General features: G+C 36.6%; 27 protein-coding genes. 24 read left to right on the top strand and 3 right to left on the bottom strand.

The genetic code is table 11. From position 1 onward, the window contains the following. Window positions 1-68: 68 nt before the first annotated feature. From NYE67_RS10665 to NYE67_RS10575, 19 genes are all read left to right on the top strand, one after another. Window positions 69-1,265 (top strand): class I SAM-dependent rRNA methyltransferase, encoded by a 1,197-nt coding sequence (locus NYE67_RS10665; RefSeq protein ID WP_340730024.1) that lies wholly within the window; start codon window positions 69-71, stop codon window positions 1,263-1,265. Window positions 1,266-1,280: 15 nt separating this feature from the next. Next, window positions 1,281-1,469, top strand: a complete 189-nt coding sequence (locus NYE67_RS10660; protein WP_191701867.1) for a hypothetical protein — start codon at window positions 1,281-1,283, stop codon at window positions 1,467-1,469. 219 nt (window positions 1,470-1,688) lie between these two features. Continuing rightward, window positions 1,689-2,423, top strand: coding sequence for a glucose 1-dehydrogenase (locus NYE67_RS10655; RefSeq protein ID WP_340730023.1), 735 nt, complete (start codon window positions 1,689-1,691; stop codon window positions 2,421-2,423). 230 nt (window positions 2,424-2,653) lie between these two features. Next, entirely contained in the window at window positions 2,654-3,007 is a 354-nt protein-coding gene (locus NYE67_RS10650; RefSeq protein ID WP_340730022.1) for a hypothetical protein, read from the top strand. 138 nt (window positions 3,008-3,145) lie between these two features. Continuing rightward, window positions 3,146-3,547, top strand: a complete 402-nt coding sequence (locus NYE67_RS20790; protein WP_445683372.1) for a VanZ family protein — start codon at window positions 3,146-3,148, stop codon at window positions 3,545-3,547. Between the two features lie 85 nt (window positions 3,548-3,632). After that, window positions 3,633-3,851, top strand: coding sequence for a hypothetical protein (locus NYE67_RS10640; RefSeq protein ID WP_340730020.1), 219 nt, complete (start codon window positions 3,633-3,635; stop codon window positions 3,849-3,851). Between the two features lie 469 nt (window positions 3,852-4,320). Continuing rightward, window positions 4,321-5,118, top strand: coding sequence for a transporter substrate-binding domain-containing protein (locus NYE67_RS10635; RefSeq protein WP_445683371.1), 798 nt, complete (start codon window positions 4,321-4,323; stop codon window positions 5,116-5,118). Between the two features lie 34 nt (window positions 5,119-5,152). Then, entirely contained in the window at window positions 5,153-5,818 is a 666-nt protein-coding gene (locus NYE67_RS10630) for an amino acid ABC transporter permease (RefSeq protein ID WP_339212391.1), read from the top strand. A 12-nt stretch (window positions 5,819-5,830) separates the two neighbouring features. Continuing rightward, a complete protein-coding gene (locus NYE67_RS10625; protein WP_340730019.1) occupies window positions 5,831-6,574 on the top strand; it encodes an amino acid ABC transporter ATP-binding protein in 744 nt (247 codons plus the stop codon). A 270-nt stretch (window positions 6,575-6,844) separates the two neighbouring features. After that, entirely contained in the window at window positions 6,845-8,011 is a 1,167-nt protein-coding gene (locus NYE67_RS10620; protein ID WP_340730018.1) for an ABC transporter ATP-binding protein, read from the top strand. Next, window positions 8,008-8,643 (top strand): ABC transporter permease, encoded by a 636-nt coding sequence (locus NYE67_RS10615; RefSeq protein WP_340730017.1) that lies wholly within the window; start codon window positions 8,008-8,010, stop codon window positions 8,641-8,643. The genes NYE67_RS10620 and NYE67_RS10615 overlap by 4 nt, the downstream gene beginning before the upstream one ends. Window positions 8,644-8,654: 11 nt before the next feature. Then, the gene (locus NYE67_RS10610; protein WP_445683370.1) at window positions 8,655-9,584 is read left to right on the top strand and encodes an osmoprotectant ABC transporter substrate-binding protein; all 930 of its coding nucleotides are present in this window, start codon (window positions 8,655-8,657) and stop codon (window positions 9,582-9,584) included. Next, window positions 9,584-10,291 carry an ABC transporter permease gene (locus NYE67_RS10605; RefSeq protein WP_340730015.1) on the top strand — a complete coding sequence of 236 codons (708 nt, stop codon included), beginning with the start codon at window positions 9,584-9,586 and terminating at the stop codon, window positions 10,289-10,291. Before NYE67_RS10610 ends, NYE67_RS10605 begins: the two co-directional genes overlap by 1 nt. A 205-nt stretch (window positions 10,292-10,496) precedes the next feature. Continuing rightward, the gene (locus tag NYE67_RS10600) at window positions 10,497-11,948 is read left to right on the top strand and encodes an aldehyde dehydrogenase family protein (protein ID WP_340730906.1); all 1,452 of its coding nucleotides are present in this window, start codon (window positions 10,497-10,499) and stop codon (window positions 11,946-11,948) included. Window positions 11,949-12,447: 499 nt separating this feature from the next. Beyond that, a complete protein-coding gene (locus NYE67_RS10595; protein ID WP_340730014.1) occupies window positions 12,448-13,644 on the top strand; it encodes an HD-GYP domain-containing protein in 1,197 nt (398 codons plus the stop codon). A 110-nt stretch (window positions 13,645-13,754) separates the two neighbouring features. Beyond that, window positions 13,755-14,939, top strand: coding sequence for a PqqD family peptide modification chaperone (locus NYE67_RS10590; protein ID WP_340730013.1), 1,185 nt, complete (start codon window positions 13,755-13,757; stop codon window positions 14,937-14,939). A gap of 120 nt (window positions 14,940-15,059) precedes the next feature. Continuing rightward, on the top strand, window positions 15,060-16,097 hold the full coding sequence (locus NYE67_RS10585; protein WP_340730012.1) for a serine hydrolase domain-containing protein: 1,038 nt from the start codon (window positions 15,060-15,062) through the stop codon (window positions 16,095-16,097). 22 nt (window positions 16,098-16,119) lie between these two features. Beyond that, on the top strand, window positions 16,120-16,533 hold the full coding sequence (locus tag NYE67_RS10580) for a GNAT family N-acetyltransferase (protein ID WP_340730011.1): 414 nt from the start codon (window positions 16,120-16,122) through the stop codon (window positions 16,531-16,533). Window positions 16,534-16,625: 92 nt separating this feature from the next. Further along, entirely contained in the window at window positions 16,626-17,405 is a 780-nt protein-coding gene (locus NYE67_RS10575; protein WP_340730010.1) for a helix-turn-helix domain-containing protein, read from the top strand. Between the two features lie 85 nt (window positions 17,406-17,490). Here NYE67_RS10575 and NYE67_RS10570 read toward each other — a convergent pair whose 3' ends face one another. Continuing rightward, window positions 17,491-17,727: a hypothetical protein gene (locus NYE67_RS10570; RefSeq protein WP_340730009.1), complete on the bottom strand. Its 237-nt coding sequence runs from the start codon at window positions 17,725-17,727 to the stop codon at window positions 17,491-17,493. Between the two features lie 143 nt (window positions 17,728-17,870). Here NYE67_RS10570 and NYE67_RS10565 point away from each other — a divergent pair, with 143 nt between their 5' ends. After that, entirely contained in the window at window positions 17,871-18,134 is a 264-nt protein-coding gene (locus tag NYE67_RS10565; RefSeq protein WP_340730008.1) for a hypothetical protein, read from the top strand. 97 nt (window positions 18,135-18,231) lie between these two features. Continuing rightward, window positions 18,232-18,708, top strand: a complete 477-nt coding sequence (locus tag NYE67_RS10560) for a hypothetical protein (RefSeq protein ID WP_340730007.1) — start codon at window positions 18,232-18,234, stop codon at window positions 18,706-18,708. Between the two features lie 258 nt (window positions 18,709-18,966). On the opposite strand, the gene NYE67_RS10555 is transcribed toward NYE67_RS10560, so the two are convergent. Next, window positions 18,967-20,208 carry an erythromycin esterase family protein gene (locus tag NYE67_RS10555; RefSeq protein WP_340730006.1) on the bottom strand — a complete coding sequence of 414 codons (1,242 nt, stop codon included), beginning with the start codon at window positions 20,206-20,208 and terminating at the stop codon, window positions 18,967-18,969. Window positions 20,209-20,343: 135 nt separating this feature from the next. Continuing rightward, a complete protein-coding gene (locus tag NYE67_RS10550) occupies window positions 20,344-20,913 on the bottom strand; it encodes a copper resistance CopC family protein (protein WP_340730905.1) in 570 nt (189 codons plus the stop codon). A 381-nt stretch (window positions 20,914-21,294) separates the two neighbouring features. On the opposite strand from NYE67_RS10550, the gene NYE67_RS10545 reads away from it, so the two are divergent. The 3 genes from NYE67_RS10545 to rarD all read left to right on the top strand — a co-directional run bounded on the left by NYE67_RS10545 (window position 21,295) and on the right by rarD (window position 26,086). Continuing rightward, a complete protein-coding gene (locus tag NYE67_RS10545; protein WP_340730005.1) occupies window positions 21,295-23,058 on the top strand; it encodes an ABC transporter ATP-binding protein in 1,764 nt (587 codons plus the stop codon). Then, window positions 23,048-24,820: an ABC transporter ATP-binding protein gene (locus NYE67_RS10540; protein WP_340730004.1), complete on the top strand. Its 1,773-nt coding sequence runs from the start codon at window positions 23,048-23,050 to the stop codon at window positions 24,818-24,820. Before NYE67_RS10545 ends, NYE67_RS10540 begins: the two co-directional genes overlap by 11 nt. Before the next feature lie 351 nt (window positions 24,821-25,171). Next, window positions 25,172-26,086, top strand: coding sequence for an EamA family transporter RarD (gene rarD / locus NYE67_RS10535; RefSeq protein ID WP_340730003.1), 915 nt, complete (start codon window positions 25,172-25,174; stop codon window positions 26,084-26,086). Window positions 26,087-26,218: the final 132 nt, after the last annotated feature.

Below are 26,218 nucleotides of genomic sequence, written 5' to 3'. Positions count from 1 at the left end.
AGTACGGAGAGATTTGTATACACAAATCTCTCTTTTTTTGAACGAAAAACAGTAGTAAGGATGAAAACATGAGAAAAAAAGTAGAATTACAAGTAGATGCAAAAGCGATTAAAGATTTAACGAATGGCTATCCCCTCATTTTAAAAGATGCGATTGTAACTAATGAAGTATCAATTGAAGAAGGCAGCCTACTGCATTTAGTCGATAAAAACGGTGGTTATATTGCTACAGGCTATTACGGTGCACAAAATAAAGGGATTGGCTGGGTTCTTTCACGTAAAGAAAAAGAGCTGATTGATGTAAAGTTTTTTGCGAAAAAAATTCGCGAAGCTGCTGAAAAGCGTGCTGACTTTTTTGCATCCGAGCAAACGAGTGCATTCCGCGTATTTAACGGGGAAGGCGATGGCATTGGCGGCTTAACAATTGATTTCTTTAACGGCTTTTACATGGTGAGCTGGTATAGTGAAGGCATTTATTCATTCCGTGAAGAAATTTATGAAGCATTAAAGCAAGCAGTCAATACGCGCGGTGTGTATGAAAAACTGCGCTTCAATACGAACGGCCAATATATCGATCAGGATGATTATGTATCAGGCGAAAAAGGTGAGTTCCCGTTAATCGTGCAGGAAAATGGCATGAATTTTGCGGTTGATCTAAATGATGGGGCAATGACTGGTATTTTCCTTGATCAGCGTAATGTACGCAAAGCGTTAAGAGACAGCTATTCTCTAGAGAAAACGGTACTGAATACATTTTCTTATACAGGGGCATTTTCTGTAGCAGCAGCACTTGGTGGCGCGGCTGGCACAACGAGCGTAGATTTGGCTAAACGAAGCTTGCCAAAGACGATTGAGCAATTTAGTGTGAATGGAATTGACTTTGAATCACAAGATATTAAAGTAATGAATGTTTTTGATTACTTTAGTTACGCGGCTCGTAAAGGCTTGAAGTTTGATGTTGTGGTCCTTGATCCACCAAGCTTTGCCCGTACGAAAAAAATGACATTCAGCACGGCTAAAGATTATCCGAAGTTGTTGAAGGATGCATTAGCTATTACAAATGACAATGGGGTCATCATCGCCTCAACAAATAACGCCAGCTTTAATATGAAAAAGTTCAAAACGTTTATAGACAAAGCCTTTAAAGATGCCGGTACTCGCTATAAAATTCTGGAAGAGCACCAGTTACCGGAAGACTTTACGGTGCCACACAACTTTCCGGAATTCAATTATTTAAAAGTTGTCATCATACAAGTGATCAACTAAATGGAGTGATTTTACATGAAATATAATAAAACGATTATGCTGAAACTTATAAATGAACATCGCGAGCTACATGATGAATTAAAGAAATTAAAATCAGAAATGGGTCTTGAGAAAAACTTTGCTGTCAAAGCACTATATCATTCTGCAGTGGCAGAAGATGGCCCGTACATGAAAGATTATCAGGATTTAGAAAGACTGCGTTAATAACTAGCACCGTAACAATTTGTCACAATTGTTACGGTGTTTTTTATATCGTTAAAATAAAGCACTAAAAAGCAAATTTATGGGGCATAATTTTGTATATAAGTGAACAAATTGAGGAGAAATGTTCATTAAAAGTTTGTTTGTTTTGTATGGAAAATATAGGTATTGTATAGATGAGAAGTGGTAGTAACTATCACTTATTTTAAGGAGGAAATTAATATGTCTCGTTTATCAGGTAAAGTAGCAATTATTACAGGGGCAGCCCAAGGTATGGGTGCAGCACATGCAAAAGCATTTATTGAACAAGGTGCTAAAGTAGTTTTAACAGATTTAAATGAAGAAAAAGGTAACGCATTTGCAGCAGAATTAGGCGAAAATGCTTTATTCGTTAAGCAAAATGTTGTTTCTGAAGAAGAGTGGGCAACAGTTGTAGCGAAAGCAGAAGAAGCTTTCGGTCCAGTAAATGTATTAGTAAACAATGCAGGTATTTCATTAAATAAATTTATGCTCGAGTTATCTTTGGACGAGTACATGAAAATCGTAAACATTAACCAAGTATCTGTATTTTTAGGTATGAAGGCTGTTGCAGGTTCAATGGCAAAAGCTGGAGGTGGTTCAATCGTGAACATCTCATCTATCAACGGTTTAGTTGGTGGAGCAGTTGGTTACACAGATACAAAATTCGCAGTGCGCGGTATGACAAAAGCAGCAGCACTTAACTTAGCGCATATGGGTATTCGCGTGAACTCAGTACACCCAGGTGTAATTGCAACACCAATGATCATGCAAGAAGATGCAAAAGAAGCGATCGAAGAGTTTGCAAAACATATTCCTCTAAAACGTGTATCTCAACCAGAAGAAGTATCACAATTAGTAGTATTTTTAGCTTCTGATGAGTCTAGCTACTCTACAGGCGCTGAATTCGTTGTAGATGGCGGGATTACAGCTCAATAAGAAATATGTAGTTTGGGCATGAGTTCGATATTTAATCGGACTCATGTCTTTTAATTTTGTGTCTGCTTCGTTAGCCATTGTATTCTCCGTTAGCTCGACACAAATCTCTCTGCTACGTGTCTTTCCCCGAGAGTCGCCGACTTAACACTAAACAACTAATTTTTCTTCAATATTAAATAAATCTCCAAATTTTATGTATATATATGGTAAAGTTGGATTGAGGTGAGGTAATGAAGAACTTATTTTTAGTAATCTTTTTCCTTTCATTAAACTTCCTTTTAATTGGGTGCAGTAATGAAAATCAGAAAGAGATAAATGAATTAGAGAAAGTATATATGGAAATGCGGGAAATTGCATGGACGAGTTTGAGTGACTTGGCTAAAGAAACAGTGATAGGTAATTGGGAAGGTGCCAAAGTAACAGAGGAAAGCATTATTGAAGAAAGACAAACAAACGGAGAGGAAAAGCTACTAAAAGTTGTGAAAGTAGGATTTACTACATCTCAAGATCAATTTTTAGGGCCAATTGGGATTTATATTGACCCTTCTACTAAAGAAATAGTTAGTAGAGATATAAGAATGTAAAAATGTGCTCGGGGTATGATGAAGACAAATCGCTGTAGCAAGCGAATCACATTCGAATAGAGGTGTTTTTTAAGTATGTTTAATAATATTTGAAAGATTCTTTTTTCTATATACATATTTTTAGTACTAAATTTTATTGTGATTAAATTCAATGGAGAGCTACAACTTGTTATTAATAGAATACAATCGAATATCCAGCGTAGAAATAATGGAGAATCATTTGCAAACTTAGTTCCTTTTAGAACAATTGAAACTTATATAAGTGATTTGAGTTTTAGTGTAGCTTTTATGAATATTTTTGGTAATATTATTCCACTTATACCTTTGGGTTTTTTAATACCAATGGCTTTTCCCTCTCGAAGAAATTTAATCAAAACAATGATTTCTTGCTTTTTAATCATAATCAGTGTAGAAACTCTCCAACTAATCTTGCTTTTAGGCATTTTTGATATAGATGACATTATTTTAAACCTACTAAGTTGTTTTATAGGGTTTATACTTTTTAAAGCGTATATGAAAATCTTTAAAGTAGGTTCTTAAATTTAGTTATTCTTACTAATGCCTCTTGAAGGTGTATAGGACTGTATCGTATAACAATTCCAAAAACGGGGGAGGTTAGAGCTTTATGGAAACATTAGTTCCTTTATCATTAATAGGTATTCCACTTTTTTCGATAGTGCTTTGTGTCAATATTATCAACTTGCTAAAAATTATAATCCATCACCCAGAACAATCTGTAAAAAAACAAACTTTTATTATTAGTGTCAGTGTTGCTTACATACTATTTTCATTTGCTTGTCTATTCATTGCCATTGCCGACTCAATTATGTGGGCATCTCAATAAGCTTTTGGAACTTTATAAAGGGTTAACAATATCAGATAGAAAATAAAAATATGATAAGTTCGAAAAGGCCTTCCGATTCGTGTTGGGTATTATAAAACAAATGATGTATATAAAGAATTAATCGTATTTTGCGAAGAAAATGAAATTCAATATAAGAAAACAAACGATTATAAGGTCATTGAGAACATGGGGTAATTATACAGATCAGTCCAAACAGTGATCCAGATTTTCTCAAAGACTGTATTAAATTATAAAAAAATTATTTTATTTTTTATAAATTTTTATGGGTTAATTTTCTACCTGTAGCAATAATATCTGCGAAACGAGCCATTTTACATGAATAATTATGCAAAGAGTGTCAGATCCCGTAATAGGTATCTGGCACTTTTTGTTTGAGTGTAGACCTAAAGGGGTATTCACTTTTATTGTAAGGTACTTAGCAAAAGATCTTAGAAATTTATGAAAGGGAATGGTAGGTAATATGCAGTTTAATAAAAGAATCATATTCATTTTCAGTTTACTCGCGGTTTGCTTCTTATCTGCTTGTGCCGAGAAAGAGAAGCTTGCCGACGGATCTGAACTGATACATAAAGATCAATTTGTTTTTGCTGCTTCTGGCGAATTTAAGCCATTTAGTTATGTTAATAATGAAGATCTTAGCATGTCCGGCTTTGATATTGAAGTTGGCGAAGCGATCGCAAAGGAACTCGGTCTTGAGCCGGTTCAAAAGCGGATTAAGTTTAAAGGAATTGTTGAAGGTGTCAAAACGGGCCGTGCAGATGTAGCTGTAGCCAGCCACACGATTAATCCACAGAGAAGCAAACATGTTTCCTTCAGTACCCCCTATTATTATTCCGGACCGCAAATTTTTACGAGACCTGACAGTGACATTGAAACTGTCGACGATTTAGCGGGTAAGGAAGTAGCTGTAGCAAAAGGTTCAACCTATTCTGATACAGCCTCCAAGTATACAGACAATATAAAAACCTATGACAGTGATATCACAGCTTTACAAGCGTTAAGCAGCGGCCGTCATGATGCGGTAATCACCGATTTCGTAACCGGAAAAAATGCTGCAAAAGAAGGCTTTAAAATTGAAGGTAGGGAGCTAATTGAGCGCAGTGAACAAGCGATTGTACTACCGCAGGATAACCCGAACTTATTAAAGCGAGTGAACGAGGCGCTGGAAAAACTCCGGGAAGATGGAACACTCACTGAAATCAGTATGAAATATTTTGGTGAAGACATTACAAAAAAACCGGAATAATTCAATTTATTAAAGACGAAAGGAAGTATGTACAGTGCCAAGTTTTTCACATTTTTTCAATATATTAATGGATACTAGAGATGTTTTTTTTAAAGCAATGCTTTTAACGTTACAACTAACGGTTGTTTCTATTTTGATTGGAATTGTTATCGGACTTTTCTTTGCCTTAATGAAAATTTCTAAAATTAAAGTATTAGAACTTATATCAGATACCTATGTCTTTTTAGTCCGAGGAACACCGTTAATTGTTCAAATCTTTATCCTCTACTTCGGTCTAAGCGGGCTTTTCCTGATTCCTGATTTTTGGGCTGCTTCACTTGCATTAGCGTTACATAATGGCGCCTATATTTCTGAAATCCTTCGAGGGACAATCCAAGGAGTCGATAAAGGTCAAATGGAGGCAGGACGCTCTTTAGGGATGACTAAAGTGCTGACATTAAGAAGAATAATTCTTCCACAGGCATTCCGCCGTGCTCTTCCACCACTTGGCAACCAGTTTATTATTGGATTGAAAGATTCGTCGTTAGCTGCATTTATTTCCATGAATGAACTCTTTAATGTAGCGACAACACTCGGGTCGAATAATTTTGATGAAATGACTTATTTACTCATTGTAGCAGTCTACTACTTAGTACTGGTAGCATTGTTAACATTTATAGTAAACCGATTAGAAAAGAAATTAGCAATTAGCGATAGGTAGGAGGCAACAACAATGGAAGCGAAGGAAATGATTAAAGTCACTCAATTGAATAAGTCATTTGGTGACTTGCACGTATTAAAAAATATTGACATGACTGTTTATGAAAGCGATGTTGTTTGTTTAATAGGATCAAGTGGTTCAGGGAAAAGTACGCTTCTTCGCTGTCTGAACTTTTTAGAAAGAAAAGATAGCGGCGGTATTATTATAGAAGGTAAAGAAGTGGATCCTAGCAACGACGATTTGAATAAGATTAGAGAAAAGGTCGGAATGGTGTTTCAGCATTTCAACCTGTTCCCTCATAAAACCGTTTTGGAAAATATTATTGAAGCGCCGGTTATGGTAAAGGGCGTTGACAAAAAAGTTGCAACGTCCAAAGCAAAAGAATTACTAGAAAAAGTAGGCTTGGAAGATAAGGCCGATGTCTTCCCTAATAAACTATCAGGCGGGCAAAAGCAACGGGTCGCCATTGCAAGAGCGCTTGCAATGGAACCAGACATCATGCTTTTCGATGAGCCGACTTCAGCGCTTGACCCAGAGCTTGTCGGAGAGGTTTTAACTACAATGAAAGAACTGGCTAATGAAGGAATGACGATGGTTGTTGTTACGCATGAAATGGGATTTGCTAGAGAAGTAGCCGATTGGATTGTGTATATGAACGAGGGGGAAATTATCGAGCGCGGAGATCCTGAGCAATTTTTCGAACATCCGAAAGAGGAACGTACGAAAGATTTTTTAAAGACGACAATGCTGAAATAAGCAAAAGAGGATTCTGTCTATCTATTTAGGCAGGATCCTCTTTTTTCTCCATTTAAGGAAAAACAAATTAACAGATGGTTTTAATTTTTCAGTTTTACTTATATAATAGATTATAAAGCAACTTTTAGTTTATGTGAAGTTGTTACTTTTGATGTGATTATTATGTTGCAAGAAATATTTGCAATGGTTTGTAATCTGTTTGTAATGGGTATTTAACATCAGATTAATAAACTTCAAAATTGGATTTTTAAAAAAGAGGAGTGGTATTGTATGCTATCCATACAAAATTTGACGAAAACTTATCGTGGGAATAAAAAGGCGGTAGACAATTTAAGTATTGATATTGAGCAAGGCGAATTTATCGTCTTTATCGGAACAAGCGGCAGTGGCAAAACAACCGCTCTACGTATGATCAATCGCATGATAGAGCCGACCAGTGGCAAAATTATGATGGACGGAACGGATTTATCCAAAATGAATGCAGTGCAGCTTCGCAGGCAAATCGGCTATGTTATTCAGCAAATCGGCTTAATGCCACATATGACTATTAGAGATAATATCACCCTCGTACCAAAACTCCTTAAATGGGACAAACAGGAAAAAGATAAAGTAGCCGAACGATTAATCGGCATGGTAAACCTACCTACCTCTTATTTGGATATGTATCCAGCCCAACTATCTGGCGGACAACAGCAACGAATCGGCGTTATACGTGCTTTAGCAGCGAATCAGGACATCATTTTAATGGATGAACCATTTGGGGCACTAGATCCAATTACACGTGATACACTTCAGGATTTAATGAAGGATTTGCAGGTGCGCCTTGGCAAGACCGTTATTTTTGTAACGCATGATATGGATGAAGCGATCAAGCTAGCCGACCGAATTTGCATTATGCACGAAGGGAAGGTAGTACAGTTTGATACACCAGACAATATATTAGCAAACCCCGCAAATGATTTCGTACGTGATTTTATTGGCTCCCACCGCCTAATTCAAAATAAACCAAGCGTCAAAATAGTAGATGAAGTAATGATCCAGCCCATTTCCATTACAATTGAGAAAAGTCTGGATGATGCACTACGTCTGATGGTATCAAAACGTGTAGATACGTTATTTGTGACAGATGCAGACAAACGGTTGATCGGTTATTTAAATGTTGATAGCTTTACAGGTCCGCAACGAACACGACAAAGCATTAATGAAGTATTACAGCGAGAAGTTATATACGTTAAAACCGGGACAAAGCTGCAGGATTCTGTTCGACGTATTTTAAAACGGAATCTTCAAAACATCCCGATTGTCGATAACGACCACAAACTAATCGGATTAATTACCCGTGCTAATATTGTTGATACAATTTATGACACGATTTGGGGCGACGAGGAAGAAAATAAAAATGCTCTTCTTGTAACTCGGGAGGAGAATGTACTATGATAGCCTTTTTTACGGATAATAGCAGTGACATCCTATTAAAAACATGGGAACATTTTTATATTTCAATTATTGCATTACTTCTTGGTGTAATCTTCGCGATTCCTCTAGGTATATTTTTATCAAAAACAAAAACAATAGCAAAAATTGTTTTAGCCATTACAAGTGTTTTCCAAACATTACCCTCTTTAGCCATCTTAGCTATTATGATTCCATTTCTAGGTGTTGGGAAAATACCGGCAATTGTTGCTTTGTTTATTTATACGTTACTTCCAATTCTAAACAATACTTATATCGGATTAAAATCTGTTAATGCAGATTTGCGAAAAACGGGCATTAGTATGGGGATGACACCATTGCAGTCTATATGGATGGTGGAATTACCTCTTGCAATCCCAGTTATTATGGCAGGGATACGATTATCTGCTGTTTATGTCATTGCCTGGGCAACACTTGCATCGTATATTGGGGCTGGTGGTTTAGGTGACTTTATTTTTAACGGTTTAAACCTTTATCAAACTGAATTAATTATTGGCGGTGCTTTACTAGTTACAGCATTGGCACTGCTCACTGATTTTATATTGTCTAGAGTAGAGATTTGGACAACTCCAAAAGGACTAAAAGTAGAGAAATGAGGCCAAACAGAATGAAAAAAACGATCCTTTTATTCGGAAGTATGCTGCTGGCGTTAGGTTTTCTAGCTGGCTGTTCGATTGGCGGTGACCAGGCAAGTAATACCGACAAAATTAAGATTGCTAGTGCCGTTACAACCGAATCACAAATTATGGGCTATATGCTCAAACATATGATTGAGTATTACTCAGATGAACAAGTAGAATTAATCAATAATCTTGGTTCGAGTACCGTTCTTCACCAGGCAATGCTCAATGGGGACGCTAATATTTCGGCTACACGTTACACCGGTACAGAATTAACCGGCGCTTTAAATGCGGAACTGATAAAAGATCCTGCCGAGGCATTGGACTTTGTTCAAAATGCGTTTCAGGAAAGATATAACCAAACATTCTTTGATAAATATGGTTTTGAAAACACGTATGCCTTTATGGTAACGCAGGAAACAGCGCAGCAATACAATCTTAATAAAATCAGCGATCTGGCTGCAATAGCTACTGATATTGAAGCGGGTGTTGATACATCTTGGCTAAGTCGTGAAGGTGATGGCTTTAAGGCGTTTGTTCAGGAATACGGATTTCAGTTTAAACGTACATATCCAATGCAAATTGGCTTAGTGTATGATGCTGTACAGGCAGGTGAAATCGACATTGTCCTTGGGTATACAACAGATGGCCGTATTGCGTCTTATGACTTAAAGGTTCTTGAAGATGATTTGAATTTCTTCCCACCTTATGAAACAAGCGTACTTGCAACGAATGAAATTTTAGAAGCGAAACCTGAACTAAGGGAAATTCTCCAACGTTTAGTTGGTAAAATTTCTACAGATAAAATGCAGGAACTGAACTATTTGGCGGACAATAACTTATTGGAACCCTCTGTCGTAGCAGAAAATTTCCTGATTGAAAACAATTATTTCAGTAATGAGGAGGGTGAGGAATAATGGAAGATTTATCGCAATTAAGTACGTTTGAACAGCTTTTCTATTATTTTAAGGAAAACGGACTTTATGTACTTGAACTGTTCTTTACGCATTTTTATATTTCAGTGTATGGTGTATTGCTTGCTGCACTCATCGGAATTCCAATCGGTATTTTTATCGCTAAAAATATGAAGCTAGCTGGATTTATCATTACATTAGCAAATATTATTCAAACGATTCCGGCATTAGCCTTAATGGCGATGATTATGCTAGTGCTCGGTTTAGGGAAATCAACGGTTATCGCAACGGTATTCCTTTATTCACTGCTGCCGATTATTAAAAATACGTATACGGGAATTACAACGATCAATAAAAGTTTAACGGATGCAGGGCGCGGCATGGGGATGACACGTAGACAAATCCTCTATATGATTGAACTGCCATTATCTTTATCGATTATTATTACAGGTATTCGAATTGCTTTAGTAATTGCTATCGGTATTACTGCAATTGGTGCTTTCATCGGTGCGGGCGGATTAGGGGATATTATTATCCGCGGCACAAACGCAACAGATGGAACTGCCATTATTTTGGCCGGTGCAATTCCGACAGCGTTAATGGCGGTAATTGTAGATATTGGGCTAGGTTGGCTTGAGCGCCGTTTCGATCCGGAAAAACGTCAGAAACGTCTTAATAAGAGTGCTATTTCCAATACCGGATTGGAGTAATCAAAAAGTAGTCTCAATTTATCAATTTAAATCAATCAAGAAGCGCTTTAAATCTTAGAATACTAGGATTTATAGCGCTTTTTCTTATGTCTTTATGTTTAATATTTAGGCTAAAGTGTTAATCCTAACAGTATGTAGATTATCCACTACATAAACAGGGAAGATGTGTTGAAGAAAAAAGTAAGGCTTTGAAAGGGTGGTACTTATTTATAAAAAATGGAATAAGCAGTTTATTGGTGGCGAATGGAGAGAAGGCAATAGCGAAAGAGTGTATGTAGATCAGAACCCATACAGTGAGGAAACGATCGCGGAAATTCGACTGGCAAATGAAAAGGATATAGATGAGGCTTATCAGGCGGCAAAAGAAGCGCAAAAAGAATGGGAAAAGGTTAATCCTTATGAAAGACAAGCCATTATTGAAAAGGCCGCTCAAATAGTAGAAAAACGAAGAGATGAAATCGTTCAAGTTTTAGTGGAGGAAAATGGGGCTTCCCATACGAAAGCTAATATTGAAGTTTCTGCTGCAATGGGCATTATGAAAGAGTCAGCAACATTCCCTCTTCGAATGCACGGGCAAATTATGCCATCTGTCATCCCAGGGAAGGAAAATCGTGTTTATCACAATCCTGCGGGAGTCGTAGGGATTATTAGTCCATTCAATTTCCCGTTTCATTTAACGATGCGTTCCTTAGCACCTGCTTTAGCAACTGGTAATGGGGTAGTGCTTAAACCGGATTTGCAGACGATGATTTCAGGCGGTTTAATTCTAGGGGAAATTTTTGAAGAGGCCGGCATTCCAAAAGGTTTATTCAATATTACAGTTTGCAGTTCTTCTGAGATTAAAGATACTTTTATTGAACACCCGATCCCGCAAATTATATCCTTTACTGGTTCTACACCGGTAGGACGTCATATTGGGGAGCTTTGCGGAAGACATCTTAAGCGCGTTGCTTTAGAGCTTGGCGGAAACAATGTCATGCTTGTACTAAAAGACGCCGATGTACAACGAGCAGCAGCTTCTGCAGCCTTTGGAAAATTCTTAAACAGCGGTCAAATTTGTATGTCCCTAAATCGGATTGTAGTTGAGCGTCCGGCTTACGAAGCATTTATGAAAGCCTTTGTGGATAAGGCATCCCAGATTAAATATGGAGATCCGAAAAATGAGGATGTTGTAGTTGGCCCGCTAATCAACAATAAACAAATCAAACGGATACAAAATTTAATCGACAAAAGTATTGCACAAGGAGCAGAATATGCGCTAAAAGGCGAAGTGGAAGGAAACGTACTAGCCCCTACCATCTTGACGAATGTCACAAATGATATGCCGATAGCACAGGAAGAAATCTTTGGACCTGCTGTAGGTGTCATCGTTGTAGATAGTGAAGAAGAAGCGATTCGCGTAGCAAATGACAGTGACTATGGACTAAGCGGTGCAGTACACGCCGGTACAACCGAACATGGTGTTGAAGTCGCCAAACAAATTATTACGGGAATGATTCATGTTAATGATCAGGGAGTCAATGACGAACCAATCGTTGCATTTGGCGGTGAAAAAGCTTCAGGATTAGGTCGATATGGTGGAGAATGGGCAATTCATGAATTTACAACAACGAAATGGATTTCTGTTCAGACAGATCCAAGGGAGTATCCGTTTTAATAGCTGGCTTACATGAGGTGACGTCCTAATCGCAAATTGCGATTAGGGCTTTTTACATTTGGGTAAATAAATATAATGAGACTTTAAAATTAGGGACGGTAGTACACTTTACACCTCTAATTTAACTGTCAATGTTTATGAACATTTTATAACAACATGATTTAAATATAGCAAAATTTACTGGTTTTAGGATTGAACTTAAGGTAAAAACACAATAGAGAGAGTATTCTATAAATTTTATTGAAATAGGGAATTGAGTTGTAAGGTGTAAAAGTGTATTGTAAAAGAAGGATTTATCGGTAGAATAGAACAAAAGTAAAAGAAAAGTTTATTTTCTCACTGAACAGGTATTTATTGGATAATGAGTGCTTTATAGTATAAAAGATTAAAAGAAGGAAAAATACTTTGTAGACATATAGTACTAATTTCTAATATCGTGTTATAATAAAGTTACTAAGTATAAAGTCTATTGAGTCGTAAAAAAATTGCGAGGTAAAAAATGAAGAAAACGTCATTGTTACAAGAAGAAAAGCGTTCAACAATTCTATTTTTATGGTTATTTTATGTAGTATTTTTTGTTTATGAAATATTTTATAATAATTTATTCCCAGCATATCCGTGGAGTGATGTTAGTACAAAGAGCTCAGCGTGGTATGATTTTATGTTTATTAAATTTAGCGTCATGATTATCCTTATTCTATTATCAATTTATTTAATTAAAAAGAGAAAAACAGAAGTTGTAAAATATATATTATTTATAGGCTATTTTTTAACGAATGTAATTTCAGACATATTATATTATAAAGATAGTTCGCTTACTTACACTAGTGGTAATATGGTAGAACTTGTAATTATACTTTTCTCCCCGATTTTTGTGAATAGGAAATTTACATATTTTATAACAATTGGATTATTGCTTAAATACATCGTGGTTGGTATATTTATACAGGATCCATTAATCATATTTCCAATAAGTATAATGATTGTACTATCAATTATTTCTTTTATACTACTTCATCGATTTTTAAATTATATTAAAGCATTGAAATACTCATATGATGAACAATTAGAAGGTATTGTTAAAGGTGTCATTGCTATATTGGAGTTGAAAGACCCCTATACTAGGGGGCATAGTGAACGAGTTGCTGCTTATGCAATGAACATGGCGGAAGCTACAGGGAAATTTAAAGCGTCTGAATTAAATTCTTTTTATTATGCTTGTTTACTACATGATATTGGAAAAGTTAATATACCAGATTCAATTTTGACAAAGTCTGGTATGTTGACAGACGAAGAATTTGATATAATTAAAACACACCCTGTTGTTGGAGCTGAAGCTATTCGTGACGTTGATGGGGTTGCTGATAATATTGATGTAATCTACCATCATCATGAAAGATGGGACGGTAAAGGCTATCCAGATAGACTGTCTGGGAAGGATATTCCATTTTCAGCAAGAATTACAGCGGTTGCCGATGCCTTTGATGCGATGACTTCCTCCAGATCTTATCGCCCTGCTCTTCCATTCGAAGTGGCATATGAGAGGATAGTAGAAGGACAAGGCACACAATTCGATCCTCAGCTTACAGAATTATTTAAACAGATTTATCCTGAATGGGTACAGATTTCTAAAAATTACCGTAAAGGTATGGATATGAGAGGAGGGGATAAACATGAAAATTCGCAAACTAAATAAAATCAAAGTTACTTGCTGGTGGTGTTGGTTAATTCCGAAATGATGAGTAAGGTAAATGTAGGGTGCTATAATTATAGCATCCTATTTTAATTTATAGAGGAGGCAATCCGTTGAAGGTATCTTTGCAATCAGAAATAACGTTATATCCGTTATCCATTCGAAAAGATAAAAAAAATTATATCGTGGAGGAGCCGATTTCCGGTGACTTCTTTGAATTGCCTGAGATAGGTGTTGATGCAATCCAACGTTTGGAAAAAGGTGAAAATTTAGCTGCAATTGAAAAGGCGCTAAAAGAACATTATCCCGAAGAAGAAGTCGATATCATTGAATTTGTTGAGCAATTGGTGGAGTTAGGGCTTGTTCAACATGTGGATGGTGTCCAAGTACATAGAGAAAAAGAAAAGCAGGCTAAATCTGAAAGTGGTTTTCTTTGGATCCCGCAATGGATGGGGCGTATATTTTTTAATAGCTTAATGAATAAAGTTTACTTGTTGTTGCTAGTATCGAACATATTCATTCTTATATTGAATCCAGAATTTTTTCCTCATTATAAAGACATATTCCTGTTCGATTCGATGGTACTAAATGTCCTTACATATCTATTAATTTCTTTAGTATTAATTGTCATTCATGAATTTGGGCATATTCTCGCCATTAGATCGCAGGATTTACCGGCTAAATTAAGTATTGGGAATCGGCTTATATTTATTGTATTTGAAACGGACTTGACTCAAGCTTGGAAGCTCGATCCTAAAAAGAGGAATATCCTATACTTAGCTGGCATGTCTATTGAGCAAATAATTCTCTTCCTTTCATTCGGTTTTATGCTGCTGTTTCCAAATGCAAGTTTTGTAGGAATCGTTAGCATCATCGTGTTGGATATTTTTATAAAATCCATCTATCAATGCTGTTTCTATATGAAAACAGATGTCTATTATGTCGTTGAAAATGTTACAGGGTGTTATAACCTGATGGAGAGCGGCAAAGTTTATTTAAGATCATTCCTTAAAAAACATCGTAAATCAGCAAAGGATCATAAAGAGATGTTCCAGGATGAATGGAATTTGGTCCGTATTTATAGTGTATTTTACATAATTGGCGTTTTTTTAACGTTACTTTTAACCTTTGTGTACTTTATACCACAGCTCTATTATATGATCACAACCGTTTATTTAAATATTATGGGGGCAGGAGACCGTGCAGCATTTTGGGATGCAATTGCCTTCTTAGTACAAACGATGTTGATGCTTATCCTGCTCGTATATTTGGCAAGGAAAAAAAGACGAGAAAACTAAATGAAACCGCTAAACTTGTATAGACTCAGGTTTAGCTTTTTTTTATGCATTTTACAATTATATACAATAGAACGTACATTCGTGTTATGATTAATTGAAAATACTAAAAAGGGGATAGTTATGAAATTAAAAAACATCAACATAGAAGAAAGAATGAAACACTATAATGTGCAAGGTTTAAGTATAACATTAATTGAGGGCGGTCAAATAAGTGGCACAAAAAATTACGGCATATTAGAAGTAGGTTGCAATAGAAAAACAAATGAAGATTCTATTTTTAGTGCGTGTTCAATTAGCAAGTTCTTAACAGGCATGCTTACTATGAAGCTAGTAGATGAAGGACTTCTCGATTTAGATGGCGATGTGAATGAAATTCTTGAATCATGGAAAATACCAGAAAATGAATTTACTAAAAATAAAAAGGTGACATTACGGCACTTACTAAGCCATCAATCTGGAATTAAAGATCCTGAAGGTAGTTTTTCTGAATTAAATACGGAAATAGGGGTTCCGTCGATGGTTGAATTATTAGAAGGCCGAACTCCTTATTGTAAAACGCCTATTAACGTCAAGTATGAACCAGAAAGTGAATTTCATTATTCGGATGCAGGGTTTTGTATCATTCAGCAATTGATAGAAGATGTCACTGAAAAGCCGTTTCATCAAGTTGTGAACGAGCAAATATTTGAGCCATTGCGAATGACAAATAGCCACTTCCATATCACTATGTTGGACGTAGATAGGCTAAATTTTTCTTGTGGTCACAACAAGAATGGTGAAATAGTAGGTGGGAAATATCCTCTATATCCTTATCCAGCAGCTTCGGGATTATGGACAACTTCTTTAAATTTAGCTGAATTGGTTCTTGAATTAATGAATTCTGTAAAGGGAGCAAGCAAGATTGGCATTTCAGAAAGTTTAGCAAAAGAAATGATCACCCCACAAAGAGGTAAAAGGTGGACTGGATTCGGTGTATTTCTAGAAGGCTCTGAAAAAGAACTGGAAATTACATCACTTGGTTGGGGAGTGGGTTTTCAATGTATGATGGTGGCGTTTCCCTTTTTAGAGAAAGGTGCTGTCATCATGACGAACACTGAATTGGGTGTACATCAACTGGAAGGTATTATAGGGAAAATATATAAGTCTCTTTTGTCTTAAAAAGCGTAAAAGGGGGAGAAATATGCAGATAGCTTTCGCAAATCCAACTCAAATACCTGAAGTTGTGTCGTTCTTCAACGTAAATTTGGACAGCAATAACAGTGCAATTTATTCTCAAGAATTCTTATGTCCTCATGGAATTAAAGCAGCTATAAGAAGAAAGCAAATGATAGTAGCAACAGTAAACGGTCAAGTAGTAGGGGCATTTCGCTTTTACCGAAAAAAAAGACAAAACAAAATATCTTTGTATCAATTTGCGGTTAGTGAAATTTACCGTGGTCAAGGGTTATTAAAAAAGATGCTAGAAACGATAAATGACTTACCTATCATTTCATTATGTCCGACTAATTCTAATTTGAATAATTATTATGTTAAATCAGGATGGTATTTACAAGAACAAAGTGGGGAATTTAATGTGTGGGTTTTTAATAACTGAACATGTGATAGTAAAATAAATTTAAAATATTTTCAAAAGCTTGTCCCTTTTCGCCATTTTTTTTGACATATGTATGGTGAAGGGAGATGCATATGATGGTATTTGATTATTTAAAAACTTATGAAACATTCAACACAGTAGCGGAAATGGATGAGGCAGTGGCACAGCATCTTGAAGCAAATGATTTAACAGAAAGCGAGCGTAATGTTATTTTACGTATCGCGCAGTCGGCACTGGCTTACCCAGGGGCAGCACATTTAAAGGCGAAGACAATTGCGGATAGTGTAGGAATCAGCACAAAAACAGTTTATCGTTCGGTGAAAAAAGCAGCCGAACTTGGTATATTACGAGTCGTTGCAAGTACGAAATTGAATGGGATTAAAGGGGCAAACATCTATCAAATTTTACATGTCCCATCGGAAATGTCCGAGCGAGTCCCAGCTGAAGAAACGCATGAAATAAAGGAAATCAGCAATTTTTCTGAGCAACAAACTATTTCTTTTAATCTTTTTAAAACAAGCTCTTTAAATGAAATATATAAATATATAGTTGGTCAAATGAACGAGTGGCAAAAAACATTATATGAATTCATGACAAGTTTGCCAATGAAAGAAGAGTTAAAAGATGGCTTACGAGCAGCCATTTTAGCGACACCGATCCAAAACAGACGGGAGTTTACGATTGCAAAGGATGCTATGTGGCGAATTATTCAAGATATTCATGAAGGGAAATTAACGATCCGTACAACATTACGCGCAATTTATAAAGGAGCATATGATAAGGCGATTGCACGCCCGGTTTTACGAGAAGTGAAAGAACAGAAGCAAAGTACGCGCCCAGTGCCATTTTATGATTGGTTGACAGAGCGATGAAGGGGTAGCAGTAGCTACTGTATAGTTTTTTGAATCTAATACAGTGTTAAAAGTACTTTGAGAATGTAACACCTATTTTTAACAATTAGCCGAATTTTTGTCGGGATTTGTACATATAAATTCTTTCGGCAATAAAACTTATTAACAAACCGATTACTAAAGGAACTAACGACCCTATTGAAAAAAAGAACTCGCTTGCATTATTAGTATACTCGTACTGCAACATTAGCCAAGGAATAGTAAGCACATAACCAAGCAAGTAAAGTAAGGCTGTTGTCAGTGCAAACGTTCCCAAAGTAACTATGAACCCTTTCAATTTCATTTAAGAAACACCTCCTAATTAGATATTAACAAATTTTCCTTGTTTTTAGTATAATATGCATTAGTTCGATATATTAGCAAATTTCTTTTAGAAAAGAGCCTTAATTAAAGGGGAGAGTTAATTTGAAATTAAGTAACAATTCTATGATTCCATCGTTATTACTCGTTATAAATCTTATTTTTACTTTATTTTTGATAGAAGAGTTAATAGATGCTACCGATCCAAATTATGGTTCATTAGCTTTATGGACACCTGTAATTGCTGTGATTTCCCTTATATATATTAAAAAGTTTGTCGTAAAGAAAAATACTGTTTTTATACGTATATTACAAGTGTTGAATTGGTTCTTTATCCTTTTTCCAATCCTTATTTTATTATGGGGAATGTTCATTATGATGAATTATTAATAATTCTATTTGTAGATAGTCAATGAGTTCTATTTTATGTAACTTCAAAGGAAAGTAATATCGTAATCCAATCTATAAAAGGTGAGGTGAAAAAATATTGAAAAAGTTAATCTGTCTATGCTTTGCGATTATTTGTTTATCAGGGTGTTTTGCTGAAAATTATAGTGTTGGACACCCTATTACAAAATTAGAAGTAAATAAGTCGGAATATAATTTGCAGCCCTCTCGAATAGGATGGAATACAAAGGGAGATACGACCTCATTGAATGAAAATGATCTTGAATCGTTATTAAGCAAATCTGAAAAAATTAATGTAAGTAGTGGACAATTTTTAAAAATTACATTTGAAGATAGCATTGAAGATGAAGGGCAATATACTGATATTAAAGTCGAAATTTCAGCAACTCAAAATGGCGATAAACAATTATTATATGAAGATGATATGGAAACTAGTATGTTAGAAGAAATACATTCTTTTGCTGTCCCTACTGAAAAGGGTGAATACATTCTTGAAGTCGAATTTACTTCAAATGGCAACTATGCAAAATATATAGGAGATTTACATGTTGAATAAACTTTTCGAGGGTAAAATTAATTGATGATTTAATAATTAGAAATCCAAAAATCTAAAATCCTAATAATAAATCTGATGACTATTAGACATATAAATACGAAAAACAGTAATGTAATAATTTTTTTCTCTCTTGGCTTCATTATTATCGCTCCTTTTTACAACCATCTACCACTTATTTTACACATTTTCCAACATACTAAAAGGGACACTAACTATATATGAGTTGTGTCCCGAAATATGCTGCTTTCAAATTTTATATCATAAAGGTCGTAAAGCACTTGTCTTATCTATAAAAATAAATGCATCGTATCTGCTGCCGACTCTGGAAGGTACGTAATTTCCGTATGCTTCGTATGCCGGATCGTAAACAACGCCAATTGCGCGGTGGCCAATCCAATCCTTAAACAGCTGTCTATTTTCATCCGTAAATAAAAGTACTTTATCTTCGGGGCTTGCTGCGTGGAGCTGGCCTTCCCATTTGTCTATATTTGCCGGTGGGACTGGGATAATTTCAAAAGGATCTCCCCAGCGGTCTGCAGCAATGACCGTACCTTCATATGTGCCAAAGCCAATTGCATACGTATTTTCCTTCCCGTATTGCTCCCGGATCACTTGACCGACATTGATCAGCTGCTCATCCTTCATTGAGGTTTCGGAAGCATCGCCGATATGGGTATTATGCTCCCAAACGATGATTTTCGTTTCCTCTCCGTAATACTTGCGCAATTCATGAATCGCCTCCACCATATGATAATCACGTGTATTCCACGATTTTTCATCTGACATCATTTCCCGGTAGTACGATTCTGCATTTTTTGCAACGAGTGCATTCATCATGACATTTAAATCTTCTTCCTGCTGACTAGAATATTTATCTTTATGGTTACGTAATGAGCTTAACAAGCCCGTCACTTCACGAATACATGCATCAGAAAATTGAACGGCGGAAATGGCGTAGTGCTCATGGCTCCGATTGTACGGTTCAAAGCAGGAAAAAGCTTTTTTGGCATGTTCTAAATCAACCTTATGCTCGGGATGGTCCGATAAAAAGTTTAATACTTCATCTATTGATTCGAACAGGCTATACATATCGATGCCATAAAAACCTATTTTTTGTTCGCGCTTAGTATTAATCTCTTTTAACCATTCCGTAAAGGCAGCGACCTCTTCATTGGCCCACATCCACGTTGGCCAACGATGGAAAGCTTTCTTTAAAACTTCTTTTGCGGTTGTACTTTCTTCGCTGTAGCCTTTTACATACCGGTTTACTGCTTGGGCGGATGGCCAGTCTCCTTCAACTGCAATGAGTTGAAAGCCTTTTTGTTCGATTAACTTTTTTGAGAGCTCAGCACGCACTGTATAAAATTCCGAAGTTCCGTGGGAAGCCTCGCCAATCATCACAATTTTGGCATCTCCAACGGCCTCTACCATTTTATTTAAACTCGTATCATTAAGTGGTAGGGAATGTTCTGTTATAGAATGGATTAATTTATCTTTCATTGGAAACTCCTTTCTTTTCAAAAAAAAGTGGTTCATTATTATTAACCATAAATGTATAGTTATGAAACTAAATTGGGGTGAAAAAGAGGAATGCCAAAAGCGAAAATAGGCATTCCTAATATAGATACGGTAGTTTTACTTATTTCCTTTGCGTTTTACTAACCATCTTTTATAGCTATATATTGTAATTCCAACTAAAACAAGAACAATGATACTTACGACGATGATCAGTGTCCAAATGGAATTATCGTCCTCTGAATCGGTTTCATCTTTTAACGTATCGATAATGGAGTCCACATTCGAGTCCAGTTTATTCACTGTATCTTCAGCAGTTTCCTGATTACTTGGATCCTTGGCTGTATTTACTGTAAAGGAAAATGAACCTGTTAAAGGGTGTCCGTCCTCGCTGATACTATTCCATTCGACGATATAAGTGTCGTTAGGAAGAGGTGAAGCTAATGCACCTGTTAAGACACCATCATTTACTGTGATAGAAGTTATGGGCATTTCGGAGCCGTCACTGGACAGCACTTTAAAAATACTGCCTTCTTCAATTTTACCTGAATATGTTAATTCAATTGTTTGTAATGGCTCTGTAACCGTTGCACCTTTATCCGGATTTGTTGAATCCAAATATGTGTGAGCATATACATCAGGTACAAATAGTAAAAATGCAAATGCAAGCGCAAATAAAAGTTGTTTCATCAATAATTTACTTCCCTTCATAATCTTTTTAATCCGTTCCCAATTACAGCGATTTACACATTTGGATTGAAATTTGCTGAGAATGGAGTGATAAATTTAGTATGGACAAAAAGAGGTGGAAATATCGGAAAGTTAATTAGATAGAGAAGCAATTTTTATCTATTGCAAAACGGTAATTCTTTGGATTAAGTATGAGGAGAATCAACTTAATATGAAAAAAATAAATTTTACAGGCATATTAAATGGAGACATTTTCTATGCTTTTTCGGTTTGCACTAAAAAAATAATTCGGAATCCGAAAAAATATTTCTTTTTGATATATCCGAAAATTATAAAATTTGTTAAAATAGTGGAACTTGAGTAAAAAAAGAAGGTGAAAAAATGAAGGTGTTTTTGAAATTAGGCTGGTTTTTTAAAGAGCGAAAGTTTCAGTATACAGTCGGGTTGCTGATGCTTATATTAGTAGCGATTCTACAGCTCGTACCACCAAAAATTATTGGATATACAATTGATGAAATTGGGGATCAGACATTAACGAAATCAGGCCTATTCAAATGGCTTGCCATCATTGCCGTTGTAGCGATTGCAATGTATGTGCTGCGCTATTACTGGCGTCAAATGATTTTCGGTTCTTCCAACTTATTGGCACGTACATTGCGTGAAAAGCTACATCGTCATTTTACGCAAATGTCCCCGTCATTTTATCAAAAAAATCGTGTCGGCGATTTAATGGCCCATGCGACAAATGATATTAGTGCAGTGCAGCAAACAGCTGGCGGTGGGGTTTTAACATTATTTGACTCGATTACAACAGGCGGGTTTGTTATTTTAGCAATGGCGATTACCATTGACTGGCGTTTGACGTTAATTGCGTTAATTCCGATGCCATTGGTTGCGCTATCGACGAGCTATTACGGCAAACTATTGCATGAACGTTTTCGCCATGCCCAGGCTGCGTTTTCAGATTTAAATGACAAAACACAGGAAAGTATAAGCGGCATGAAAGTATTAAAAACATTCGGTCAGCAATCTCAAGATGTAGCAGATTTTACTAAGCTTTCGGATGAAGTAGTAGAAAAAAATATGCGTGTGGCGAAGGTCGATTCTTTATTCGATCCGACAATCAGCTTTGTTGTGGGATTAAGCTTTATGCTAAGTCTCGGCTTCGGAACGAAATTTATTCTAGAAGAGGCCATGACTGTTGGGGATTTAGTTACGTTCACTACGTATTTAAGTATTCTTATTTGGCCGATGCTGGCGATTGGGATGCTGTTTAATATTGTTGAGCGCGGTAGTGTTTCCTATGACCGTATCGAAAAAATATTGAATACACCAATTGATATTGACGACAAGCCTAATGCTATTATGGAAAATCCTTCAGGGGACCTTGTTTTTAACGTTCAATCGTTTACATTCCCAGGTGATGCGTCACCAACGATAAGGGATATGCACTTTGAATTAAAGCGTGGAGAAACGCTAGGTATTGTAGGGAAAACAGGTGCAGGGAAAACGTCGATATTAAAGCTGTTGCTCCGTGAATTTGAAGGATATGAAGGTACGATTCAATTTGGCGACCACAATATAAACGATTACAAGAAAGAATATTTACGCCAGTCAATTGGCTATGTCCCTCAAGATCATTTCTTATTTTCTGCAACACTATACTCCAATATTGCATTTGCCAATCCAAATGCTAGTTTGGAAGAAGTGCGTGCTGCAGCGAAACTGGCAAATATAGACGAAGATATTTTGAGCTTCACAGATGGATACAGCACCCTTGTCGGTGAACGTGGCGTCTCACTTTCCGGCGGGCAGAAGCAACGAATTTCAATAGCACGTGCTCTATTAATGAAACCGGAGCTTCTCATTTTAGATGATTCTCTTTCTGCAGTGGATGCACGAACAGAGGAAGCAATTTTACATGCCTTGAAGGAAGAGCGTAAAGATGCGACAACGATTATTACATCTCACCGTCTAAGTGCGATTCAACAAGCGCATGTCATTATCGTTGTAGAAGATGGCACGATTATTGAAAAAGGTACTCATGAACAGTTAATGGCTTTAGAAGGAAGCTATTATGAGATGTATCAGCTACAGCAACTAGAGCAGTTAGTCGAGCAAGGAGGCGATCGTCATGGCGAATGATACAACTACCATTTCAAGTAAAGAACAGCGAATTGTATTAAAACGGCTATTTACATATTTAAAGCCTCATAAAAAGTTATTGGCGATTGCATTGTTCCTGCTTGTGCTAACTGTAATCGGGGATATAATCGGTCCGTATTTAATCAAAGTATATATTGATGACCATTTAATGATCGGTAATTTTGATATGACGCCGATTTTAATTTTGGGGATTAGTTATTTCATGATCCAGTTATTAAACGTCTTCATTACGTATTATCAAAATATTAAATTTCAGCAGCTTGCGTTAAAGGTCATCCAGCAGCTACGTATTGATGTATTTACGAAAATCCATAAGCTTGGAATGCGTTATTTCGATAAAGTACCAGCCGGCTCTATTGTATCAAGAGCGACAAATGATACTGAAGCGATTAAGGATATGTTCGTATCGGTATTGATTAGCTTTGTGCAGGCAGCATTTTTAATTGTCGGTGTCTATTTTGCAATGTTTTTCCTAAACGCGAAGCTTGCACTTTATATGCTGCTACTATTGCCGGTCATTATTTATATTATTTGGCTGTACCGGAAAATGAGCTCGGTCGTGTATATGCGTATGCGCGAAAAACTAAGTGAGCTTAATGCGAAACTATCAGAAACACTGTCAGGCATGAGCATTGTGCAGGCTTTCCGTCAAGAGAAGCGCTTTAATGATGAATTTGACCGTGTCAATGAAGAGCATTTCCAATCGATGATGGCGAATACGAAAATGAACAGTTTACTGCTTCGACCGATTATCGATTTAGTGTACTTCACGGCTATTATTATTTTACTGTTCAACTTTGGGTGGGCATCGTTTGAAACTGCGGTAGAAGTAGGGGTTGTGTATGCGTTTATTACGTATATGAACCGCTTCTTTGATCCGATCAATCAAGTAATGGAACGGCTTGCACTGTTCCAACAGGCAATTGTTGCCGCTTCACGTGTGTTTGAGCTACTTGATAATGAAGAACTGGAGCCAGCACAGCAAAACAAGGCGGTTACCGTGTCACAAGGTCATATTGAGTTTAAAAATGTGTCGTTCAGCTATGACGGGAAACAGGATGTACTGAAAAATATATCGTTTACAGTCAATCCTGGTGAAACCGTCGCACTCGTCGGTCATACGGGTAGTGGGAAAAGCTCAATTATTAATTTACTGATGCGCTTTTATGAATTTAAGCGTGGCGATATTTTAATAGACGGCCAATCGATTAAAGATTTTGAACAACAGGAGCTTCGTGACAAAATGGGCTTAGTGCTGCAGGATCCGTTTTTATTCTACGGGACGATCGATTCGAATATCCGTTTGTACAATGAAAAGCTGACTTTACAAAAGGTGAAGGAAGCTGCTGAATTTGTGCAGGCAAACGACTTTATCGAAGCTTTGCCGGATGGTTATGAAAGCTTTGTTACGGAGCGTGGATCTACGTTTTCAAGTGGGCAACGTCAATTAGTAGCCTTTGCACGAACGATTGCAACGAACCCGAAAATTTTAGTATTGGACGAAGCGACTGCAGCGATCGATACGGAAACAGAGGTCGGCATTCAGCAATCATTGGAGAAAATGCGAAAAGGCCGTACAACTATCGCCATCGCGCACCGACTCTCGACAATTCAAGATGCAGAGCAAATTTTAGTGCTGCATAAAGGAGAAATTGTTGAGCGCGGTACCCACCAGCAGCTTATCGCACAAAAAGGGTTATATCAAAAAATGTACTTGCTGCAAAATGGGATAGTCGAGTAGCTTGTTGAAATGAAAAGTCATATTCATTCCTAACATGTGCGGGGGTGGATATGACTTTCTTGCATTAGTGGGGAGGGGGAGGGGCATTTGTAGTGTTGGGCGTCGAATATCGGGGTTGAACTGGCGAAGACGATTATGTGGGATGAAATGGCGATTATAGCAAACTAAGTGGCGAATAAATTCCCCCGCATTCAAAAAGGGCGAAGATATAATTTTAAGTGACGAATATCGGGATTAAACTGGCGAAGTCCCCTGAACTGGCGAATAAAAACACCTGTTCCACACATCAATATTTACTTCCTTCATAACGACAACTATAATTGAAATATAAAAATACTAGAAGGTGCAATAATGTCAGAACAAAAAAAGGGTATCCTGTTTGCAATGGGTGCCTATTTCATGTGGGGGATTGTCCCACTCTTTTGGAAACAAATAGATCATGTTGGCAGCATGGAAATATTGGTAGGGCGCGTTATATGGTCCTTCGTTTTTACAGCGCTCTTTATTTTAATCATTCGCCAATATAAAGAAACGATTGCCGATATTAAAATACTTTGGAAAAATAAGAAGAATTTTATTTTACTATTTATCGCCGCCGTCGTTGTTTCCATCAACTGGGGAATTTTCATTTGGGCAGTAAATAACGAACACCTATTACAGGCGAGTTTAGGTTATTATATTAATCCGCTTATTTCAGTATTGTTCGGGTTGATTTTCTTTAAAGAAAAAATTTCGAAAGCTACTACTGTTGCTGTACTGATTGCTGCATTTGGGGTTGGCTACCAGGCATTTTTAGGTGGTACAATTCCATGGGTGTCATTAGCACTTGCTTTATCTTTTGCCTCTTACGGTGTTATCAAAAAGAAGATTCCGCTGGATGCAACGCGCGGTTTAGCAATCGAAACATTATTTATATTACCGATCGCAATCATTAGCTATATTTACTTAATGCAAACGACGGAAATTGCTTTTATGCACGTTGATTGGAAAACGAATTTATTTTTAATCGGCAGTGGTATTGTAACAGCGATTCCGCTCATCTTTTTTGCGAAAGGTGCACAAAAAATTCCGCTTTACTTAATGGGCTTTATCCAGTTTTTATCACCGACAATCAGTTTACTGCTGGGGATTTTTCTTTACAAAGAACCCTTTACTACAACAGAATTTGTAACGTTCCTATGCATTTGGCTCGCTGTATTTATCTTTTCAGCGGCAAAGGTTCAGGAAGCAAGAAAACAGCACGTCGCATATGCGAAAAGTGTGTAACTAAAAAGAATCGGCCACATTGCTTTAATGCAAATGGCCGATTTTTGATTCCAAAAAATAGACGGAGAAATTCCGGTTATTACTTTAAAAAAACTCCAAATGAGGTGATTTTTTCATACATAAGCGGAAAAA

The sequence above is a fragment of the Solibacillus sp. FSL W8-0474 genome, from assembly GCF_038004065.1.
Classification (GTDB): domain Bacteria; phylum Bacillota; class Bacilli; order Bacillales_A; family Planococcaceae; genus Solibacillus; species Solibacillus faecavium.
Note: the sequence above shows the minus strand (reverse complement) of the source record. Positions and strands in the feature narration are given on the sequence as shown.

Bases quoted from the DNA above. Each gene is read 5' to 3' on its own strand.
- NYE67_RS10545 (WP_340730005.1), top strand. From the start codon at position 21,295: ATGAAGGTGTTTTTGAAATTAGGCTGGTTTTTTAAAGAGCGAAAGTTT.
- NYE67_RS10660 (WP_191701867.1), top strand. From the start codon at position 1,281: ATGAAATATAATAAAACGATTATGCTGAAACTTATAAATGAACATCGC.
- NYE67_RS10640 (WP_340730020.1), top strand. From the start codon at position 3,633: ATGGAAACATTAGTTCCTTTATCATTAATAGGTATTCCACTTTTTTCG.
- NYE67_RS10580 (WP_340730011.1), top strand. From the start codon at position 16,120: ATGCAGATAGCTTTCGCAAATCCAACTCAAATACCTGAAGTTGTGTCG.
- NYE67_RS10550 (WP_340730905.1), bottom strand. From the start codon at position 20,913: ATGAAACAACTTTTATTTGCGCTTGCATTTGCATTTTTACTATTTGTA.
- NYE67_RS10615 (WP_340730017.1), top strand. From the start codon at position 8,008: ATGATAGCCTTTTTTACGGATAATAGCAGTGACATCCTATTAAAAACA.
- NYE67_RS10665 (WP_340730024.1), top strand. From the start codon at position 69: ATGAGAAAAAAAGTAGAATTACAAGTAGATGCAAAAGCGATTAAAGAT.
- rarD (WP_340730003.1), top strand. From the start codon at position 25,172: ATGTCAGAACAAAAAAAGGGTATCCTGTTTGCAATGGGTGCCTATTTC.
- NYE67_RS10540 (WP_340730004.1), top strand. From the start codon at position 23,048: ATGGCGAATGATACAACTACCATTTCAAGTAAAGAACAGCGAATTGTA.
- NYE67_RS10605 (WP_340730015.1), top strand. From the start codon at position 9,584: ATGGAAGATTTATCGCAATTAAGTACGTTTGAACAGCTTTTCTATTAT.
- NYE67_RS10570 (WP_340730009.1), bottom strand. From the start codon at position 17,727: ATGAAATTGAAAGGGTTCATAGTTACTTTGGGAACGTTTGCACTGACA.
- NYE67_RS10585 (WP_340730012.1), top strand. From the start codon at position 15,060: ATGAAATTAAAAAACATCAACATAGAAGAAAGAATGAAACACTATAAT.
- NYE67_RS10610 (WP_445683370.1), top strand. From the start codon at position 8,655: ATGAAAAAAACGATCCTTTTATTCGGAAGTATGCTGCTGGCGTTAGGT.
- NYE67_RS10655 (WP_340730023.1), top strand. From the start codon at position 1,689: ATGTCTCGTTTATCAGGTAAAGTAGCAATTATTACAGGGGCAGCCCAA.
- NYE67_RS10555 (WP_340730006.1), bottom strand. From the start codon at position 20,208: ATGAAAGATAAATTAATCCATTCTATAACAGAACATTCCCTACCACTT.
- NYE67_RS10625 (WP_340730019.1), top strand. From the start codon at position 5,831: ATGGAAGCGAAGGAAATGATTAAAGTCACTCAATTGAATAAGTCATTT.
- NYE67_RS10565 (WP_340730008.1), top strand. From the start codon at position 17,871: ATGATTCCATCGTTATTACTCGTTATAAATCTTATTTTTACTTTATTT.
- NYE67_RS10635 (WP_445683371.1), top strand. From the start codon at position 4,321: ATGGTAGGTAATATGCAGTTTAATAAAAGAATCATATTCATTTTCAGT.
- NYE67_RS10650 (WP_340730022.1), top strand. From the start codon at position 2,654: ATGAAGAACTTATTTTTAGTAATCTTTTTCCTTTCATTAAACTTCCTT.
- NYE67_RS10595 (WP_340730014.1), top strand. From the start codon at position 12,448: ATGAAGAAAACGTCATTGTTACAAGAAGAAAAGCGTTCAACAATTCTA.
- NYE67_RS10575 (WP_340730010.1), top strand. From the start codon at position 16,626: ATGATGGTATTTGATTATTTAAAAACTTATGAAACATTCAACACAGTA.
- NYE67_RS10620 (WP_340730018.1), top strand. From the start codon at position 6,845: ATGCTATCCATACAAAATTTGACGAAAACTTATCGTGGGAATAAAAAG.